Raw genomic sequence first — 16,539 nt, 5'->3', positions numbered from 1 at the left:
CTACCAATACCATATTAATGATCACAATTAAAGAAGCCAAAAGCAAAAAAGAATTAACCGAATACATCAAATTTCCTTTTTCATTGTATAAAGAAAATCCATATTGGGTGCCACCAATTATTTCGGATGAATTAGAATCTTTTGACAAGACCAAAAACCCTGCTTTTGATAATGCTGAAGCTTATTTTTATCTGGCATACAGAGACAACAAAATTGTTGGTCGCATCACTGCTATCATCAATTGGTCTGAGGTTAACAATCAGCATAAAAGAAAAGTACGTTTTGGATGGTTTGATGTGATTGATGATATTGAAGTTACAAAAGCTCTATTGAACAAGGTTTTTGAATTAGGAAGAAAACACAATTTAGAACACGCTGAAGGCCCAATGGGATTCTCTAATCTGGACAAAGTAGGCCTTTTGACTGAAGGATATGATCAGGTTGGAACTATGATTACTTGGTACAATTATCCCTATTATGTAACACACCTAGAGCAGTTAGGATTTCAGGTAGAGAAACAATATATCGAAAGTATATTTCCGTTTTCGAATGTAAAACCGGAGTTTTTCCAAAAAGCACAAGCATTAATAAAAAAACGTTACGAACTTAAATCCCTTACTTTTACTAAAACAAAAGACATTATGCCCCATGTAGACAAAATGTTTGATCTGTTTAATGAAACGTATGCTAAACTAGCTTCATTTGTAGCTATTTCTGATATTCAAAAAGAGTACTTCAAAAAGAAATACATTAGCTTCATTAATCCTGAATACATCAAATTTGTAGTGGATAAAGATGATAATTTAGTGGCTTTCAGTATTGTAATGCCTAGTTTTACCGAAGCTTTACAAAAAATAAAAGGAAAACTATTTCCGTTTGGCTTTTTGCAATTGTTAAAAGCTAGAAAACATAGTAAAGATGTTGTTTTTTACCTTATTGGAGTTCACCCAGAATACCAAAACAAAGGAGTTACTGCTATTATTTTTGATGAGTATTTTAAAACATTTTCAGAAAAAGGAATCCAGAACTGTATTAGAACTCCAGAGTTATTAGAAAATAATGCTATTCATTTGCTTTGGAAAAACTTTGACCCGATTATTCACTGTCAGAGAAAGACTTATTTGAAGAATCTTTAATTTATTAGTGTTCAGTGAACAGTTTTTTTAGTAATCAGTCACAAAACATACTTAATGTGAATCAAAATAACTTTACAATAATTATTTGTGACGAATGTACAAGCGAATTTTATGAAGACTCTTCGCCAATGAAAAATCTATGTCCTGAATGTGCACATCTCTTGTATGAATATGAAAATTGTAATCATAAATTTGAAAATCAAAGATGTATAAAGTGTTATTGGAATGGAGTTTCAAGTGAGTATATAAGTAAACTTAAATCTGAAAAGAACCTCTAAATCATAAAACAAAAAAAACCATTCGCCCCCAAACGAATGGTTTTTAACTTCATAGTCACTTTCATTTATCTTTATTCTACTTTGCAATCTACTTTTGATAAAGTATTTTTTGCATCAAATTTTAATTTGGTTTTATCTTTAAAGGAAAACTTACTATTTGCTTCAACTACATCACCGTAACCTTCAATAAAAGCACCATCTTTTTGCAGAAAGGCAACCTCTCTAACAGAAGAAACCCCTTCAGACATAAACGTATAATCGGCGATTAAAGTATCTCCTTTCATATTTCCAATTAAACTTCCCTCGTTTTTATCTTTTCCTACTATATTATAGCTCAATTTTCCGTTTACTTCCTGATGGGAATTTACATTAAAACTCATTTCGATTACACTTCCATTCGATTTCCAAGCATAACATTGATCTCCAGCGGGTTCTACAATTTCAGCTTCTTTTGGCGGGCTTGGTGTAATTTGTACCGGCTCCGTCGTAGTAGTTTCTTTTTTACAGGAAGAAAGAACTATCAAAATCAGAGTCGTTATTGTTATCACTTTTTTCATACTTGTCTTTTTTATTTTGTTGATTATAAAAATAAAGTTAGCTCAAATAAAAAAAAATCCATTCTGTATAAGAATGGATTTTTTTACATAATTCCCATGTGGGAAAATTTATTTTTAAAATAATTACGAAACGTCCACAGTAGTACGCTCTGCAATTTCTTTATAAGTTCCGTTAACTAATTTTTCACGAATTGCTTCAAAAGCAGTTAAAGTCTCTTCGATATCTGCTAAAGTATGAGAAGCCGTTGGGATCATTCTTAATAAAATAATTCCTTTAGGAATAACTGGATACACAACGATAGAAAGGAAAATACCATAATTTTCTCTTAAATCGTTTACCATTACCATTGCTTCAGGAATACTTCCTTCCAAGTAAACTGGTGTAATACATGTATTTGTATCTCCAATATTAAATCCTTTTTCTTTAAGACCATTTTGTAATGCATTTACATTTTCCCAAAGTTTGTCTTTAATTGCTGAAGATTTACGCAATAACTCTAAACGTTTCAAAGAACCAATTGTCTGAATCATTGGTAAAGCTTTAGCAAACATTTGAGAACGTAAATTGTATTTCAAATAATCAATAACTGTTTTATCAGCTGCTACAAAAGCACCAATATTGGCCATAGATTTTGCAAAAGTAGAGAAGTAAACATCAATCTGATCTTGAACTCCCTGCTCCTCACCTGCTCCAGCTCCTGTTTTACCAAGTGTACCAAAACCGTGTGCATCATCAACTAATAACCTGAAATTGTATTTTTGTTTTAAAGCTGCAATTTCTTTCAATTTTCCCTGCTGCCCGCGCATTCCGAAAACTCCTTCAGTAATGAATAAAATTCCTCCTCCAGTTTCTTGAGCCATTTTAGTAGCACGCTGCAAGTTTTTCTCCATACTTTCCAAATCATTGTGTTTGTATGTGAAACGTTTACCCATATGTAAACGAACACCATCAATGATACAAGCATGTGAATCCACATCATAAACAATAATATCATTTTTAGTAACCAAAGCGTCAATGATCGAAACCATTCCTTGGTAACCAAAATTCAATAAATAAGCAGATTCTTTCATTACGAATTCAGCCAATTCATTTTCTAATTGTTCGTGATAAGTAGTGTGTCCAGACATCATACGAGCTCCCATTGGATAAGCTGCTCCAAACTGAATTGCTGCATCTGTATCTGCTTGACGAACTTCTGGGTGATTGGCTAAACCTAAATAATCATTTAAACTCCAGTTCAGGATATCTTTTCCATGAAACTGCATTCTTGGTCCTAGTTCACCTTCTAATTTTGGGAAAACATAATATCCCTCAGCTTGTGACGCCCATTTTCCTAAAGGACCTTTATTTTCTTGAATTCTTTCGAATAAATCTTTTACCATAATATAATGTAGTAATTTTTTTAACTTAATCAGCGAGCAAAAATAATCATTATTCTTCTAAAATTCAGAGTGTCATTTATTTTTATTAAAAAATATTCAACATAAAAATTTTAACAAGATTTACCCTGATTTATACTTTCATAGATTCTAAATGTAAATAGACAATTATACTTTAATTATGATTTTTATCACAATTATTTAAAATTTTGTGATTTATCTTTGTGCCAGATTTAAGCCGTAGATGCTTTAGGGAAGCATTCTACACTTTAAGGTTTTTAAATATTTTGAATTAGTATAAAAACAAGAGAAGATTTTAGGCAGAAATCTGATCTTGTTTTTTATTTATAAGAGATTTTATAATTAGAATCAACCCTAAAACTAAGAGAAGACTAAAAATCAAAATACTTTGATAATAGTATACCATTGTCCCTTTTCCAAAAAAGAAAAGCCAGCCTTGTAAAAACAACAAAACTTCGGTTGCGATATACCCCAAAATAAAACACTTTATTCCTGTTTTTAAGATTAATGAATTAGCCGAAAGCATTTTATTTTGAAGTAAAATCCCAAATAAAAAACCTGTGATGATTCCTAAAGTCGTTAAATGAATAAATCCAATAACAAAATATCGAATTTGATGTGAAACTTCGGTAAGGTTTGGAAAAATAGTCAATAACTGAATTCCGGCCTTCAAAAACAAAGAGTATAAAGCTAAACTGTAAACCTCTTTTGTATTTTTATCTAAACTATTTTTAAAGTGATTAATTTGAGGTTTTAACAATTTATAGAAATAAATAAAAGCTAAAAATTGAACCAAAACTCCAAAAGCGTTTATAAAGTTCAATAAATCGTATCCTACAAACCAACGTATTGGAAAAGAAACCGTTAAAAGCGTTGAAACGACTAGTGCGAAGTAAAACTTCTTACACTTTACCGCATCTATTTTATCTTGAAACTGCTTCAAAAACAAAGCTAAAACCGCTAAAATAAACCATCCATTAAACTGAAAATGAAGAAAAAACTGAATCGCAATTTGATAAAAAGCACTTTGTTTTCCTAAAGCATTTACCGCAGGTCCTAAACACCAAACACTGCAGGTTGACAGAATCATAAAAAGCATTGAAGTAAATAAAAGTTTTTGTGCCAATGTTTTTCCTCTAGAACAATCTTTCCAAACCAAACAGCAAAAAATGTAACTCAGTAAAATATGCATCGTTGAAAAAATAATTGAAAACAAAGCATACCCTTGGATTGGAAAAGCAATCATCATTCCGATAACCGAAAACTCTGTCAGCCAGAATAATCGGTTGTAAATTGGTTTCTGACTTTTTTCTTTTGGAATAAAAAAATGAACAACCAAAACATAAACCATCAAATAAACCCAGCCCAACATCGCAACATGAGAATGTGCATGAAGCAAAAAACTATAGTTTAGAAAATAAATCGGAAAAAGATACATCAACCGCATTACTAATCCGAAAAAACAAGCAATTAGAAAATTAAAAAAACAGCAGACAATCCAAACTTTTTGGGAATTCATATTGTTACGTTTTAAGCAAGTCTTACAATTAAACCATATAAGCAATGTAAGTTCATTTAAGCAAACTTATAATTTCTTACATTACTTATATTGTTTAAAAACATTTCTTTAAATAAAAAACACCAACGATTATCATTTTAAAAGACTATCATCAGTGTTTTTCGAATTAATTAAATTAACCATTTACTCTACCTCAACAAAGTCTTTTTCTAAAACTTCTGCTTTTGGAAATAAGATATTATTTTCTAAATGAATATGTTTATGAAGATCTTGTTCGAATTCTTTAAGCATTGAAAAAGTGACTCTGTAAGTAGTACAGGCATCTGCTGGCGGTGTATAATTATTCGTCAATGCTGCAATTTCCCTAAAACGTTCGCCTTCATTATCATGTTCATGCATCATCATGGCAATAGGATTTGACACAGTTCCGAAAGAAGGCTGATGCAGAATGCCATCAGATTCTTTGGTCTTTACCATTCGTTTAACGAAAGGAAATAATACCAACTCTTCTTTTTTCATGTGCTGCGCTAATTCTCCTGCACAGCCAATAAACAATTCATTAATTCGGAATAATTCAGGATGATTAGCACCGTGAACTTTACACAATTTATCTAAAAACGGAATTAAAACATTCGTTTTTTCTTCCACATAACGATGATGTGTTTTTTCGATATAATCGACTAATAAATCTAACGGCCAGGAATTAAAATCGATGCTTCCGTTATTTTCAGATTGCGCAACCTGCAGAATATTTTCTAATAAAGTAGCTGCATCAATATTTTGTTTTTCGCAGACTTCATTTACTGTTCGGTTTCCTTTACAGCAAAAATCGATTCTGTATTTGGAAAAAACAGCTGCTGTTCTAAAATCTTCAGCTACAAATGATCCTATTGTTTTTTCTTTTAAATTTTCCATCTTTCAAAAAATTACTTTTAATATTAATCAATTTATTTCAATAAAAGATAAAATTGTCTTTTATTGTGTTTTAAAAAAACTCCAACCTCAATTTAGATTGGAGTTTTTAGTATTTATCTATTCAACAATTAAAACGCCTTTCATTAGGGCAACGTGACCAGGAAAAGAACACACGAAAGGATAACTTCCTTTTTTATCAATAGTAAATTCGATTGTATCTTCTTCTCCGCCTCCTAGTAATTTAGTATGAGCAATAATTGAAGCTTTTTCCGATTCCGGAATATAATCTGTTGCTTTGGCATCATTTGCTTTTACTGCAAAAGCCGCTTGATCTGTTCCTTCTTGAAGAATAACTAAATTATGCCCCATCACTTCTTTCGCAATTTGTCCAACATGTTTCAAAGTCAATTTAATTGGTTTTCCTGCAACCGCTTTCAGTTCGTTTACATTAAACTGCATTTGGTCATTTCCTTCAATAACTAATACATTTTCTTCCGTTGAAGTTACTGGAGCTGCTTCACCTTCTGTAGAAGTTTCATTAACTTCTGTAGATTCTGCTGGCGCTGTTTCTTTTTTACCGCAAGAAGTTACTGCTAAAAATCCCATTAGCATTACCATCGAAATTTTAATCGTCTTATTCATTATTAAGTATTTAAATTATAAAATTCTATTTGTTTTGATTGAAGATTTTTAAATGAAAATCTCCTGAGTTTACACCAAGTGCCAATTCTTCTAATGTTGTAGTTGTGAGCATTGCCAAAAGAAGTTCCCGTATTTTTTTAAATTGATTGTGCACAGGACAAGGATGAACTTCGGAACATTCTTTTAAACCAATTCCACATCCTTTATAAATGGAGTCACCATCAATTGCATCTACAATCTGAATCAATTTTACAGAACGCAAGGCTTGATTTGAAACTTCAAAACCTCCTCCTACTCCTTTTGCCGAATGAATGATTCCATTTTTGGTTAAAATCTGCATGATTTTCGCAGTAAATGGTTCCGGCGAATCTATTTCTTTTGCTACATCTTTTATTCCAACCCTAACTCCTTCAGAAGATTTGGTTGCAATAAAAATAGAAGCCCTAATTCCGTATTCACAAGCTTTTGAAAACATACAATCCTTACATTATTTCTTTACAAATGTATTTAAATCTTACATAAAAGACAAATTTATCTTTAATTAGTTTTCTTACCAAAAAACCTTATTTATAATGAAACTAATTAATAGTTATAATTCTACTTATTCCTCCGCAAATTCATATAAAAATGATTTTTAATTTTAACTTTGAAAGTATATAATTTCTAATATCTAAAAAATGCCTTTAAGCAACTCAAAAGATTTAAAATTGGCTGTTCTTATCGATGCCGATAACGTTCCGTATAGTAATGTAAAAGGCATGATGGAAGAAATTGCAAAGCTTGGAACACCAACAACCAAACGTATTTATGCCGATTGGACAAAACCCAATGCAAATGGCTGGAAAGGTGTTTTACTTGAACACGCCATTACTCCTATTCAGCAATATAGTTATACAGTTGGAAAAAATTCTTCAGATTCTGCTTTAATTATTGATGCAATGGATTTGTTGTATTCTGGAAAATTAGACGGATTCTGCATTGTTTCAAGTGACAGTGATTTTACACGTCTCGCCGTTCGTTTAAGAGAATCTGGAATGAAAGTAATTGGAATTGGAGAAAAGAAAACTCCAAGTTCTTTTATTGTAGCCTGTGACCGATTTATTTATATTGAAGTTTTAGACGGAGCCACTCAAAAGAAAAAACCAAAAGTCGCGGCTGCGGATACCAAAAAACCTGTCGAAAAACCTGCTGAAAAAGCATTACACAAAATTGACAAACAAACCATTGAACTTATCGAAGCCACTATCGAAGATATAGAAGATGATGATGGCTGGGCTTTTCTTGGAGACGTTGGAAACTTAATCGTAAAGAAAAAACCTGAATTTGACCCCCGAAATTATGGTTTTTCTAAGCTCACTCCAATGTTGAAATCTTTGACTGATATTCTGGAAATTGATGAAAGAGAATCGGACAAAAAAGGAATCAAACACGTTTATGTACGTTTAAGATTCAACTAAATTATCGCATTTATTACCATTTAATTCTTTAAAAACATGAGAAAGAAATTCTTTATTTACGGATTCTTATTGTTTGTAATTGTTCTTGCAATTTATTATTACACTGGAAGAGGTTATTTACTCGTATTTATTATTCCGCTTTTGCTAATTGTAGGCGCTTACAATGCCTCTCAGCAAAAACATGCCATTTTAAGAAACTTCCCTGTTTTAGGTTATTTCAGGTATTTGTTTGAAATGATTGCGCCAGAAATTCAGCAATATTTTATCGAAAGATCTACAGACGGAAAACCTTTTTCTAGAAATCAGCGTTCACTAGTTTATCAAAGAGCTAAAAATATTGATTCCAGCACTCCTTTTGGAACGCAACTGAATTTAAATACAGAAAATTACGAAGGAATTAAACATTCCATTTTCCCTGCAAAAGTAAACGAAGAATTACCTCGTGTTTTAGTTGGCGGAAAAGACTGTAAACAACCTTACTCAGCTTCTTTATTTAATGTTTCGGCCATGAGTTTTGGATCGTTAAGCGAACATGCTGTTCGTGCTATCAATATTGGTGCTAAAAAAGGAAATTTCTACCAAAACACAGGAGAAGGCGGATTAACCGAATTTCACCTTGCAGGAGGCGGAGACATTATCTGGCAGATTGGAACAGGATATTTTGGATGCCGTGATGCAGAAGGAAATTTCAGTCCAGAAAATTTTGCAGAGAAAGCCAATCTTCCAAATGTAAAAATGATTGAAATTAAACTTTCTCAAGGTGCAAAACCAGGTCATGGAGGTGTTTTACCTGCCGCTAAAAACACAGAACAAATTGCAAAAATTAGAGGTGTTCAGCCACATACCATGATTCTTTCTCCTCCTGGACATCATGCCTTTTCTGATGCCAAAGGATTAATTCATTTCATTAAACAACTGCGTGATTTGTCAAACGGAAAGCCAATTGGCTTTAAATTGTGTATTGGAAATACAGCAGAATTTGAAGCCATCTGCCAAGAAATGATTAATGAAGATATTTACCCTGATTTTATCACAGTTGATGGCGCTGAAGGCGGAACAGGTGCCGCCCCTTTAGAATTTGCTGATGGTGTTGGAATGCCTTTTGAGCCGGCTTTAATTTTTGTTAATCAAACTTTGGTTCGTTTAGGAATACGTGATAAAATGCGCATTATCGGAAGCGGAAAAATTATCTCGGGCTATTCTATTTTACATGCCGTAGCGCTTGGTGCAGATATGTGTAACAGTGCGAGAGGTTTTATGTTTTCTTTAGGCTGTATTCAAGCGCTTCGTTGCCATAATAACGAATGCCCGACAGGAGTTGCAACTCAAAACAAAATGCTGATGAAAGGTTTGGTTGTAACAGATAAATCTGAGCGAGTATATCATTTTCATAAAAATACACTTCATTCTGCTAATGAACTTTTAGCCGCCGCTGGAAAAAACAGTTTTGCTGATGTAGACATTAACATCTTCATGAGAGGCGACGAATTTGCTAATCTATCGGATATGTATTTTCCTGATAATTTAAAAAATGTTACTCAGTTCTCTTAAATAAAAAAGCCTCTTCAAATTCTTGAAGGGGCTTTTTTAAAATCTGTTTCTAATTACAATTTTGCTGTTTCTTTATTTGGTTCTGCTGTTCCTTCTAAAACCGCCAGTTCTTCTTTGTTTACTAACTGCTGTGCTAAAATAGCATTATTGTAAGCTAAAAAGTAAACATCAAAAGATACTCCTTCATTAATTAATTCTGTAGAGATTTGATCGTTCTTAATCATTTCTCTTAATAGATCTGGAAATGAATCTTTGTAGGCTGCTCTGTTTTCATCTGTTTCTTCTAAGTTCGTTTCGATTCTAATTTCAATCTTGTTGTCATTTAGAAAAGCTTTTGCTGCTGTACTGGTAATTCCATGGCCTTTAATCGAAGAAGAATTATTGTAGGTGCTTACATGTTCTTGGATCTTCTGCTTGGTGTTTTTACAGCTGATTAAAAATAATGCGAAGGTTAGCACGAATGCGATTTGGGTAATTTTTTTCATAAATTATTGGTTTTATAGTTATTTTTTAACTCAAACATAATTAATTTATAACATAAAAACAACATCTAATCGATAAAAAACATCCTCTAATTACTTGAATACAAAACATTTATAAAGCAAAACGAGATAAAATTGTAAGAATAAAAGGTTTATTTTACACTTAAAAATAAACGGCAGATACAAAAAAGCCACTTTAAATTAAATTTAAAGCGGCTTTTAATATGTAAGAATTAAATGAAGCAAAGACCGTCATATTATTTCAACAAATATTTAAGAGATTCTCCTGTTAGCACTTCCTTAGCTAAAACAGTATTATCATCTGCCAGAAAATAAACATCAAATTGAACACCTTCTTCAATTAATTGTCTTGGAATCTGATCTTTTTCAATCATCAATTTTATCATTCTTATAAATGCTATAGACGTAGCGACTTTATTTTTTTCACTTTGTTCTAAATCGGTTTCAAAGCGCAATTCAATTTTACTATCATTAATATAACCTCTTGCTGTAGTAAGTGTTACATTATCAGCTCTAAAACTAGGAGCAATGCTTTTATTATAGGTAACAACATATTCTTGAAGTTTCTGCTTGGTATTTTTACAGCTTACAAGCATTACCACTATCATTATCGCAAAGGCAATCTGGCTTATTTTCTTTCTCATAATTTTACTTTTTAACTCCATCCAATTTAATGATTAAAATTGACATTTTTTAACAATTCAATTAAAAAAACTTTTACTTCAAAACGGTTACTTTTTATTCTGTTTTACATTTTGAATTAAAAAATCGAATGCTTTATTTTTTATCAAATCCTCTGAAAGTGTCGTACTTTCAAATTCAAAAAACGTCATATAATCTCTTCCTTTATTTTGAAAAATTATAGCATAACCATTATACTTTTTGTTTTCTTTAGAAATTTGATACGACACAGCCTTAGCCATATCTAAAGTATTTTCTATTTTAAATTTCTTAAGATTACTATATCTCTTCAGGCTTTTAAAGCTGTTTTCTACACTTTCTTTAGTCTCAAAATCATGGACAAAAATCGTTAAATTTCTAGGAGATTTTATAGCTATACGCAAAGAATCGTCGTGATTGTTTTGTAGAAAATACTCTTTTGGGATATTTAATTGTGTTCTTATATCAATAAAAACCAACGTATCTTTTTTTAGTTTGCAAACTCCATAATCTTCCAGTTCCAATAGGCTAAGACTATCTAATGCTACATAATTTTTATAAAACAAATTATTGGAACGCCTATTCTTTTCAAACTGCGCAATTTGAATATTTATTCTGTTTTGTTCCGCTAGAGATTCAGCTTTTTCTTGCGTCATAATATAAGGACTAACATCGATATCATTAATCCTCGAATTATTTTTCCTATTCATGTCTGAACAGGTTGAAATAAGTCTTGCTAAACTTACTACAACAAAAACAATGCTTAAAATAGTTTTCCAGCTTGTTGATTCTTCACTCATTATAACTTAAGATCTTTTTCTGTTAAAACTAAGCTGTTAACAATTTTCCCCTTAGCATCTAAATACTCATACTTTATAGCATTAATATTATAAGGCTTTATCATAGCACCTACTTTTTGAATATTACCTTCCCTTAGGATGCTTTCTTTTACCAAAGAATTTGTTGCTTTATCTTTTAACAATGCCAAAATATCCTGAGGCATTTCAACCTGATAAACAAGCTGATTTTCCTTGTTCAGATAAATTTTTATAATCGTACTTCCATCGCCATTTTTTATTGGCATGCTTCTATTCATCACAACTATTATTTCCTGAAGCTGAGAATCAGTATTAGACGCTACTGATTCCAATGACACTTTAGGTTTTCCTGCATTCTTTTTAATGAGTGCATCAAGCTCTTTTTTATCAATTTTGAATTCAGCAATCGACGTATTATCACTTGCCAGAAAATCAATTTGAATTACGACACCTTCATCAGTTAATTCTCTGATGTCTTTATCTGTTGCAAACATTTCCTTTAAAAAAGCTGGAAATAGCTGTCCATAAACAGATTTATTGTTTTCATTCTGTTCTACCATAGTCTCCATCGTAATCTCAATTCTTTTTTGATCAAGAAATGCTTTTGCTTTGGTCGAAGTAATCATGTCATTACTATAATTAGCCGCCGAATTGTTATAGGAATTTACAAATGCCTGAATCTTTTGTTTAGTATCTCTACAGCTTGATAAAGACAGTAAAATAGTTAAGGTCAATAGAATTTGGGTAATTTTTCTAATCATAGTCTTTTTTTTAAGCATTTACACTGCAAAATTTTTACTACAAAAATATACTTTTTTAAAGCTTTTGCAAATGTTTCAAACCGCAAACTATTTTATTTTCTGAAGTCTTAATAATGCCTCTAGATAGTAATAATCTGCGTAATTTATAGAACAATCTATCTCACTTCCTGCTGGTTTATGTCCCGTTGAATGTAATAAAAATGCTGAATTGACATCATGACTCTGATAATGATCCGAAAGTGAAACGATCATTTTTTTCGCTTTTGCTAAATATTCATTTTTTAAATTTTTATCTTTTGTATAGTCACTTAATTCTAAAAGCGCAGAAGAAACAATTGCAGCAGCAGAAGCATCTCGAGATTCGTTCGGAATATTTGGTGCATTAAAATCCCAATACGGAACTAAATCTTCTGTGGTTAATTTATCCAAATACACTCTTGCTAACTTATGAGCGAAGTCTAAAAATTTATCATCTTTTGTTTCTCTATAAGTCATAGTAAAACCATAAATTGCCCATGCCTGACCACGTGCCCACATACTATCATCGCTGTATCCTTGAGCTGTTCTTCCTTTTATTTTTTTACCGGTTTCAAAATCATAAATGATAACGTGATAAGACGTATTATCAGGTCTAAAATGATTCGCCATGGTAGTTTCGGCATGTTTTACGGCAATATCATACAACTTTTTATTTCCACCGTTTTTAGATGCCCAAAACAAAAGTTCCAAATTCATCATATTATCAATAATTGTATTGTGACCGCCCATTTTATTATGAGGCCAAGACTGAATGGTTCCCACTTTTGGATTAAAAAGTGTCGCCAAAGTATCAGCAGTTTTCAGGATAATTTCTTTGTATTCTGGATTTTTAGTCAATCGGTAACCGTTACCAAAACTATTAAAAACCTGAAAACCTAAATCGTGATCACCCGCTTTACTGACTGATAAAGGAGTTAAAAAACGACTAAACTTATCTGCTTCTTTTTCCCATTTTTTATCTTTCGTCGCTTCATACAAAAACCATAATTCACCCGGCCAGAATCCGCTTGTCCAGTCTTTATAACCAACAAATTTCCATTCTCTGCTTCCATTCGGAACTGTTCGTGGCGAAGTACCGTCATTTGGAATTACTTTTAATGTTTTAGAAGCTTGTTCTGCACAATATTCCAGCTGTTTTTTAATATTAAACGTTTTGTCTTTTTGAGAATAACCTTGATTTCCTAAAAGAAACAAAGCGGTAATCAAAGTGAAAAATTTTGTATTCATGTGGTTGATAGTTTGTTTAATCGATAAATTTAGGAAATAAAGTGAATCCATTTAGGTTTTGTATTTTTAGATGCCTAGAATTGGATTATTGATGCACATCTTTTGAATTTTCTCTTTGTCAAAGTTTTAAACTTTGACAAAGAGCGGTTACCAATATTTTAATATAAATTTGCTTTTAAATAAACCCTTTCTAAACTTGAAAAAACCAAGAATCTACTACACCATAATTTTCTTCTCCATCATTTTCCTTGGAATTCTTTCTAGAAAAATCTCTTTCATTCCATTATGGATAGGCGATTTTCTTTATGCTATAATGATATATTTTTTAGTTCGAATATTTCTTCCGTTTAAAAATGCTTTCTTAATTGCATTACTTTCTCTGTTGATTTGTTATGCAATTGAATTTTTACAATTGTATCAAGGTGAATGGATGGTAGAACTCAGAAAAACTCTTTTTGGAAGATATGTTTTGGGACAGGGATTTTTATGGGAAGATATTATTGCATATACATTTGGAATCTTTGTAGCTTTTATTGCAGAAAAATTTACTTTGAATTTTCTTAATCGAAAGTCTGCGTGATTTTATCAATATTTAAACTGTTGGCCATTGCCATAAAAATTTGATAATAGGTTCCTTTATTATCGTATAATTCGTCATGAGTTCCTTTTTCGACACATCTTCCTTTTTCTAAAACAATAATATTTGACGCATCTATTATTTGGGAAATACTATGCGATATTATTATTACAGTTCGATCTTTTTTGATAGCATCTAAAGACTTTTTAATTTGCTCTGTGGCAATCGCATCTAAACTTGCTGTTGGTTCATCAAGGAAAATAATTGGCGGATTTTTGAGAAACAATCTCGCAATTGCAATTCGCTGCTGCTGTCCGCCCGAAAGCAAATGAGCATCAGAATCATAACCTTTTGGCAATTGAATCACTTGTTCGTGAATATAAGCTTGTTTAGCCGCTTCAATGACTTCTTCATGCGAAGCTTCAGGATTTCCGTATAAAATATTTTCGGCAACGGTTCCTTTAAAAATATGGTTTTTCTGAAGCACCAAACCTATATTTTTTCGAAGGAAATCGGTATCGTAATCTATTAAATCCACTCCGTCTAAAAAGATCTGCCCTGACGATGGAAGATAAAACTTATCCAGTAAATTAATAATGGTACTTTTTCCTGCACCACTCAATCCAACTAAAGCAGAAGTTTCATTCGGTTTAACCGTAAAATTAATATCAAACAAAGCTTGAGTTCCGTTTGGATAAATAAAATCAACATTTTTTACTTCTATTAATCCGACGATTTTTTCTGGAATATAAGTACCGCTGGTTTCTTTTTCTTTTTCGGCTTCCAAAATATCAAAGAAACCTTCAGAATAAATTAAAGCGTCATTGACTTCATCGTAAATTCGGTGCAATTGTCTAATTGGAGACGAAACATTATTGAATAACATAATATGAAACATGATCGCGCCAATTGTCATTTGATTATTCAACACAAAATAAGCGGTCAGAATAATTATAATTACAACTCCAATTTGCTCCACAAAACTTTTAATGCTTTCGAAAATAAAACTGGTTTTTCGGGTTTCCAACTGATTTTCGGTCATTTCATACTGAATCTTTTCATGGCGATCGGCTTCTGTAGATTCTCGCACAAAAGATTTAATCACCGTTATAGATTCAATCAGACTTATGATTCCGTTATTCTTAGTTTCGCGATAATTACGCATTCTTCTTCTGAATCCGCTTAGTTTCGTTGCCTGTAACTGGCTAATATAAAAGTAAATCGGAATAATACACAAACTTACCAACCCCACATAAACATTAGCATAAAACATAATAACCAAAGCCACAAACGCATTGGCAAATAAAGGTAGAATGTCAATAAAGAAGTTTTGAACCAATCGTGTCAAACTGCTGATTCCGGCATCAATTCTGGTCTGTAATTTACCGCTTTCGTTTTCATCAGAAGTATAAAACTCCATTCTGTAGCTTAAGATTTTTTCGACTATGGTTTGAGAAATATCACGTGTAATAAAGATGCGGAGTTTTTCTCCATAGAATTTCTGTCCAAATTGCACAACAGAATTAACCAACTCTTTTGTCAATAGGACGATGCTAATAATTCCCAAAAGATGAAATCCTTTTGATAATGGTTCATGCGCCACCATTAAAGTATTAATTGTATCAACCGTATATTTTAAAATAATAGCATTTACCTGCGCTGCAAAGGAACCTAAAAACGTAAGCAGTAAAGTCGCAATTACCATTTTTCTGTAAGGCTTTACAAAAGGCAGGATTTTTTTATAAAGTACTGATAATTGCATTTATTTGAATTTTAGCTAACATATCAAATATAAGAATTCTAAATTTGTGTTGAAAATCATTTAAACACTTAATGCTATGAAACTCGTTTTCGCTTCAAACAACAAAAATAAAATTGCCGAAATTCAAAGTATGCTTCCTGAAAGCATTAAAATATTAAGTTTAGAAGATATTAATTGTTTGGAAGATATTCCAGAAACTGCAGATACCATTGAAGGAAATGCGATTTTAAAAGCAGATTATGTAACCCAGAAATATGGTTATGATTGTTTTGCAGATGACACAGGTTTAGAAGTTCATGCTTTAAATGGCAAACCTGGAGTTTATTCTGCACGTTATGCCGGCGAACAGAAAAATGCTGACGATAATATGAATAAACTTTTGGACGGATTAAAAGACAAAGAAAATCGCAACGCCCAATTTAAAACCGTTATCACTTTAAATCTTAACGGAAAACAATATTTATTTACAGGAATTGCAAAAGGCGAAATAACATTAAGCAAAACGGGTACAAATGGTTTTGGATATGATCCAATTTTTAAACCTGAAAATTTTGACAAAACCTTTGCAGAACTGCCTTTGGAAACAAAAAACACCATTGGTCATCGCGGAAAAGCGGTTAAGCAACTAATTGATTTCCTGAACACCACAAAATAATTGTTTAAAATACAACATTTTAATACTTAATTTTTACATTTTAAGACGTGTTTTTGGGACAAATTCTTGATTTCTTATAAA

Annotated in this window: 17 protein-coding genes; 5 read left to right on the top strand and 12 right to left on the bottom strand. The window is 31.7% G+C overall.

The features are described 5' to 3' along the window. Window positions 1-17: 17 nt before the first annotated feature. Window positions 18-1,136 carry a GTP cyclohydrolase gene (locus P2W65_RS13170; RefSeq protein WP_289666130.1) on the top strand — a complete coding sequence of 373 codons (1,119 nt, stop codon included), beginning with the start codon at window positions 18-20 and terminating at the stop codon, window positions 1,134-1,136. A gap of 349 nt (window positions 1,137-1,485) precedes the next feature. Here P2W65_RS13170 and P2W65_RS13165 read toward each other — a convergent pair whose 3' ends face one another. The 6 genes from P2W65_RS13165 to P2W65_RS13140 form a co-directional block, all read right to left on the bottom strand. Continuing rightward, window positions 1,486-1,971, bottom strand: coding sequence for a hypothetical protein (locus P2W65_RS13165; RefSeq protein ID WP_289666129.1), 486 nt, complete (start codon window positions 1,969-1,971; stop codon window positions 1,486-1,488). 123 nt (window positions 1,972-2,094) lie between these two features. Continuing rightward, window positions 2,095-3,354 (bottom strand): cysteate-C-fatty acyltransferase, encoded by a 1,260-nt coding sequence (capB, locus tag P2W65_RS13160; RefSeq protein WP_289666128.1) that lies wholly within the window; start codon window positions 3,352-3,354, stop codon window positions 2,095-2,097. Window positions 3,355-3,667: 313 nt separating this feature from the next. Continuing rightward, window positions 3,668-4,891: a hypothetical protein gene (locus tag P2W65_RS13155; RefSeq protein WP_289666127.1), complete on the bottom strand. Its 1,224-nt coding sequence runs from the start codon at window positions 4,889-4,891 to the stop codon at window positions 3,668-3,670. Between the two features lie 183 nt (window positions 4,892-5,074). Further along, window positions 5,075-5,806, bottom strand: coding sequence for an iron-sulfur cluster repair di-iron protein (gene ric / locus P2W65_RS13150; protein WP_289666125.1), 732 nt, complete (start codon window positions 5,804-5,806; stop codon window positions 5,075-5,077). Between the two features lie 117 nt (window positions 5,807-5,923). After that, a complete protein-coding gene (locus tag P2W65_RS13145; RefSeq protein WP_289666124.1) occupies window positions 5,924-6,448 on the bottom strand; it encodes a plastocyanin/azurin family copper-binding protein in 525 nt (174 codons plus the stop codon). Window positions 6,449-6,473: 25 nt separating this feature from the next. Continuing rightward, the gene (locus tag P2W65_RS13140) at window positions 6,474-6,923 is read right to left on the bottom strand and encodes an RrF2 family transcriptional regulator (protein ID WP_289666122.1); all 450 of its coding nucleotides are present in this window, start codon (window positions 6,921-6,923) and stop codon (window positions 6,474-6,476) included. 202 nt (window positions 6,924-7,125) lie between these two features. On the opposite strand from P2W65_RS13140, the gene P2W65_RS13135 reads away from it, so the two are divergent. Further along, window positions 7,126-7,905 carry an NYN domain-containing protein gene (locus tag P2W65_RS13135; protein WP_289666120.1) on the top strand — a complete coding sequence of 260 codons (780 nt, stop codon included), beginning with the start codon at window positions 7,126-7,128 and terminating at the stop codon, window positions 7,903-7,905. Between the two features lie 36 nt (window positions 7,906-7,941). Further along, complete coding sequence (locus P2W65_RS13130; RefSeq protein WP_289666118.1) at window positions 7,942-9,456, top strand: FMN-binding glutamate synthase family protein; 1,515 nt, start codon at window positions 7,942-7,944, stop codon at window positions 9,454-9,456. Between the two features lie 53 nt (window positions 9,457-9,509). On the opposite strand, the gene P2W65_RS13125 is transcribed toward P2W65_RS13130, so the two are convergent. The 5 genes from P2W65_RS13125 to P2W65_RS13105 all read right to left on the bottom strand — a co-directional run bounded on the left by P2W65_RS13125 (window position 9,510) and on the right by P2W65_RS13105 (window position 13,464). Then, window positions 9,510-9,941 carry a hypothetical protein gene (locus tag P2W65_RS13125; protein WP_289666117.1) on the bottom strand — a complete coding sequence of 144 codons (432 nt, stop codon included), beginning with the start codon at window positions 9,939-9,941 and terminating at the stop codon, window positions 9,510-9,512. A 254-nt stretch (window positions 9,942-10,195) separates the two neighbouring features. Then, window positions 10,196-10,603 (bottom strand): hypothetical protein, encoded by a 408-nt coding sequence (locus tag P2W65_RS13120; RefSeq protein ID WP_289666116.1) that lies wholly within the window; start codon window positions 10,601-10,603, stop codon window positions 10,196-10,198. Between the two features lie 87 nt (window positions 10,604-10,690). Then, complete coding sequence (locus P2W65_RS13115; protein ID WP_289666115.1) at window positions 10,691-11,419, bottom strand: hypothetical protein; 729 nt, start codon at window positions 11,417-11,419, stop codon at window positions 10,691-10,693. Continuing rightward, a complete protein-coding gene (locus P2W65_RS13110; protein WP_289666113.1) occupies window positions 11,419-12,198 on the bottom strand; it encodes a hypothetical protein in 780 nt (259 codons plus the stop codon). Before P2W65_RS13110 ends, P2W65_RS13115 begins: the two co-directional genes overlap by 1 nt. Window positions 12,199-12,285: 87 nt before the next feature. Beyond that, window positions 12,286-13,464 carry a glycoside hydrolase family 88 protein gene (locus P2W65_RS13105; protein ID WP_289666112.1) on the bottom strand — a complete coding sequence of 393 codons (1,179 nt, stop codon included), beginning with the start codon at window positions 13,462-13,464 and terminating at the stop codon, window positions 12,286-12,288. A gap of 196 nt (window positions 13,465-13,660) precedes the next feature. Here P2W65_RS13105 and P2W65_RS13100 point away from each other — a divergent pair, with 196 nt between their 5' ends. Continuing rightward, a complete protein-coding gene (locus tag P2W65_RS13100) occupies window positions 13,661-14,044 on the top strand; it encodes a ribosomal maturation YjgA family protein (protein WP_289666111.1) in 384 nt (127 codons plus the stop codon). Here P2W65_RS13100 and P2W65_RS13095 read toward each other — a convergent pair. Continuing rightward, a complete protein-coding gene (locus P2W65_RS13095) occupies window positions 14,025-15,803 on the bottom strand; it encodes an ABC transporter ATP-binding protein (RefSeq protein ID WP_289666110.1) in 1,779 nt (592 codons plus the stop codon). The genes P2W65_RS13100 and P2W65_RS13095 overlap by 20 nt on opposite strands. Before the next feature lie 76 nt (window positions 15,804-15,879). On the opposite strand from P2W65_RS13095, the gene P2W65_RS13090 reads away from it, so the two are divergent. Continuing rightward, window positions 15,880-16,458: a non-canonical purine NTP diphosphatase gene (locus P2W65_RS13090; RefSeq protein WP_289666108.1), complete on the top strand. Its 579-nt coding sequence runs from the start codon at window positions 15,880-15,882 to the stop codon at window positions 16,456-16,458. Window positions 16,459-16,539: the final 81 nt, after the last annotated feature.

The organism is Flavobacterium panacagri, from assembly GCF_030378165.1.
GTDB lineage: Bacteria > Bacteroidota > Bacteroidia > Flavobacteriales > Flavobacteriaceae > Flavobacterium > Flavobacterium panacagri.
Note: the sequence above shows the minus strand (reverse complement) of the source record. Positions and strands in the feature narration are given on the sequence as shown.

Excerpts from the sequence above, each read along its gene's own strand:
- P2W65_RS13095 (WP_289666110.1), bottom strand. The coding sequence starts at position 15,803 with ATGCAATTATCAGTACTTTATAAAAAAATCCTGCCTTTTGTAAAGCCT.
- P2W65_RS13120 (WP_289666116.1), bottom strand. The coding sequence starts at position 10,603 with ATGAGAAAGAAAATAAGCCAGATTGCCTTTGCGATAATGATAGTGGTA.
- P2W65_RS13105 (WP_289666112.1), bottom strand. The coding sequence starts at position 13,464 with ATGAATACAAAATTTTTCACTTTGATTACCGCTTTGTTTCTTTTAGGA.
- P2W65_RS13165 (WP_289666129.1), bottom strand. The coding sequence starts at position 1,971 with ATGAAAAAAGTGATAACAATAACGACTCTGATTTTGATAGTTCTTTCT.
- P2W65_RS13125 (WP_289666117.1), bottom strand. The coding sequence starts at position 9,941 with ATGAAAAAAATTACCCAAATCGCATTCGTGCTAACCTTCGCATTATTT.
- P2W65_RS13140 (WP_289666122.1), bottom strand. The coding sequence starts at position 6,923 with ATGTTTTCAAAAGCTTGTGAATACGGAATTAGGGCTTCTATTTTTATT.
- P2W65_RS13115 (WP_289666115.1), bottom strand. The coding sequence starts at position 11,419 with ATGAGTGAAGAATCAACAAGCTGGAAAACTATTTTAAGCATTGTTTTT.
- P2W65_RS13170 (WP_289666130.1), top strand. The coding sequence starts at position 18 with ATGATCACAATTAAAGAAGCCAAAAGCAAAAAAGAATTAACCGAATAC.
- ric (WP_289666125.1), bottom strand. The coding sequence starts at position 5,806 with ATGGAAAATTTAAAAGAAAAAACAATAGGATCATTTGTAGCTGAAGAT.
- capB (WP_289666128.1), bottom strand. The coding sequence starts at position 3,354 with ATGGTAAAAGATTTATTCGAAAGAATTCAAGAAAATAAAGGTCCTTTA.
- P2W65_RS13110 (WP_289666113.1), bottom strand. The coding sequence starts at position 12,198 with ATGATTAGAAAAATTACCCAAATTCTATTGACCTTAACTATTTTACTG.
- P2W65_RS13130 (WP_289666118.1), top strand. The coding sequence starts at position 7,942 with ATGAGAAAGAAATTCTTTATTTACGGATTCTTATTGTTTGTAATTGTT.
- P2W65_RS13155 (WP_289666127.1), bottom strand. The coding sequence starts at position 4,891 with ATGAATTCCCAAAAAGTTTGGATTGTCTGCTGTTTTTTTAATTTTCTA.
- P2W65_RS13145 (WP_289666124.1), bottom strand. The coding sequence starts at position 6,448 with ATGAATAAGACGATTAAAATTTCGATGGTAATGCTAATGGGATTTTTA.
- P2W65_RS13135 (WP_289666120.1), top strand. The coding sequence starts at position 7,126 with ATGCCTTTAAGCAACTCAAAAGATTTAAAATTGGCTGTTCTTATCGAT.
- P2W65_RS13090 (WP_289666108.1), top strand. The coding sequence starts at position 15,880 with ATGAAACTCGTTTTCGCTTCAAACAACAAAAATAAAATTGCCGAAATT.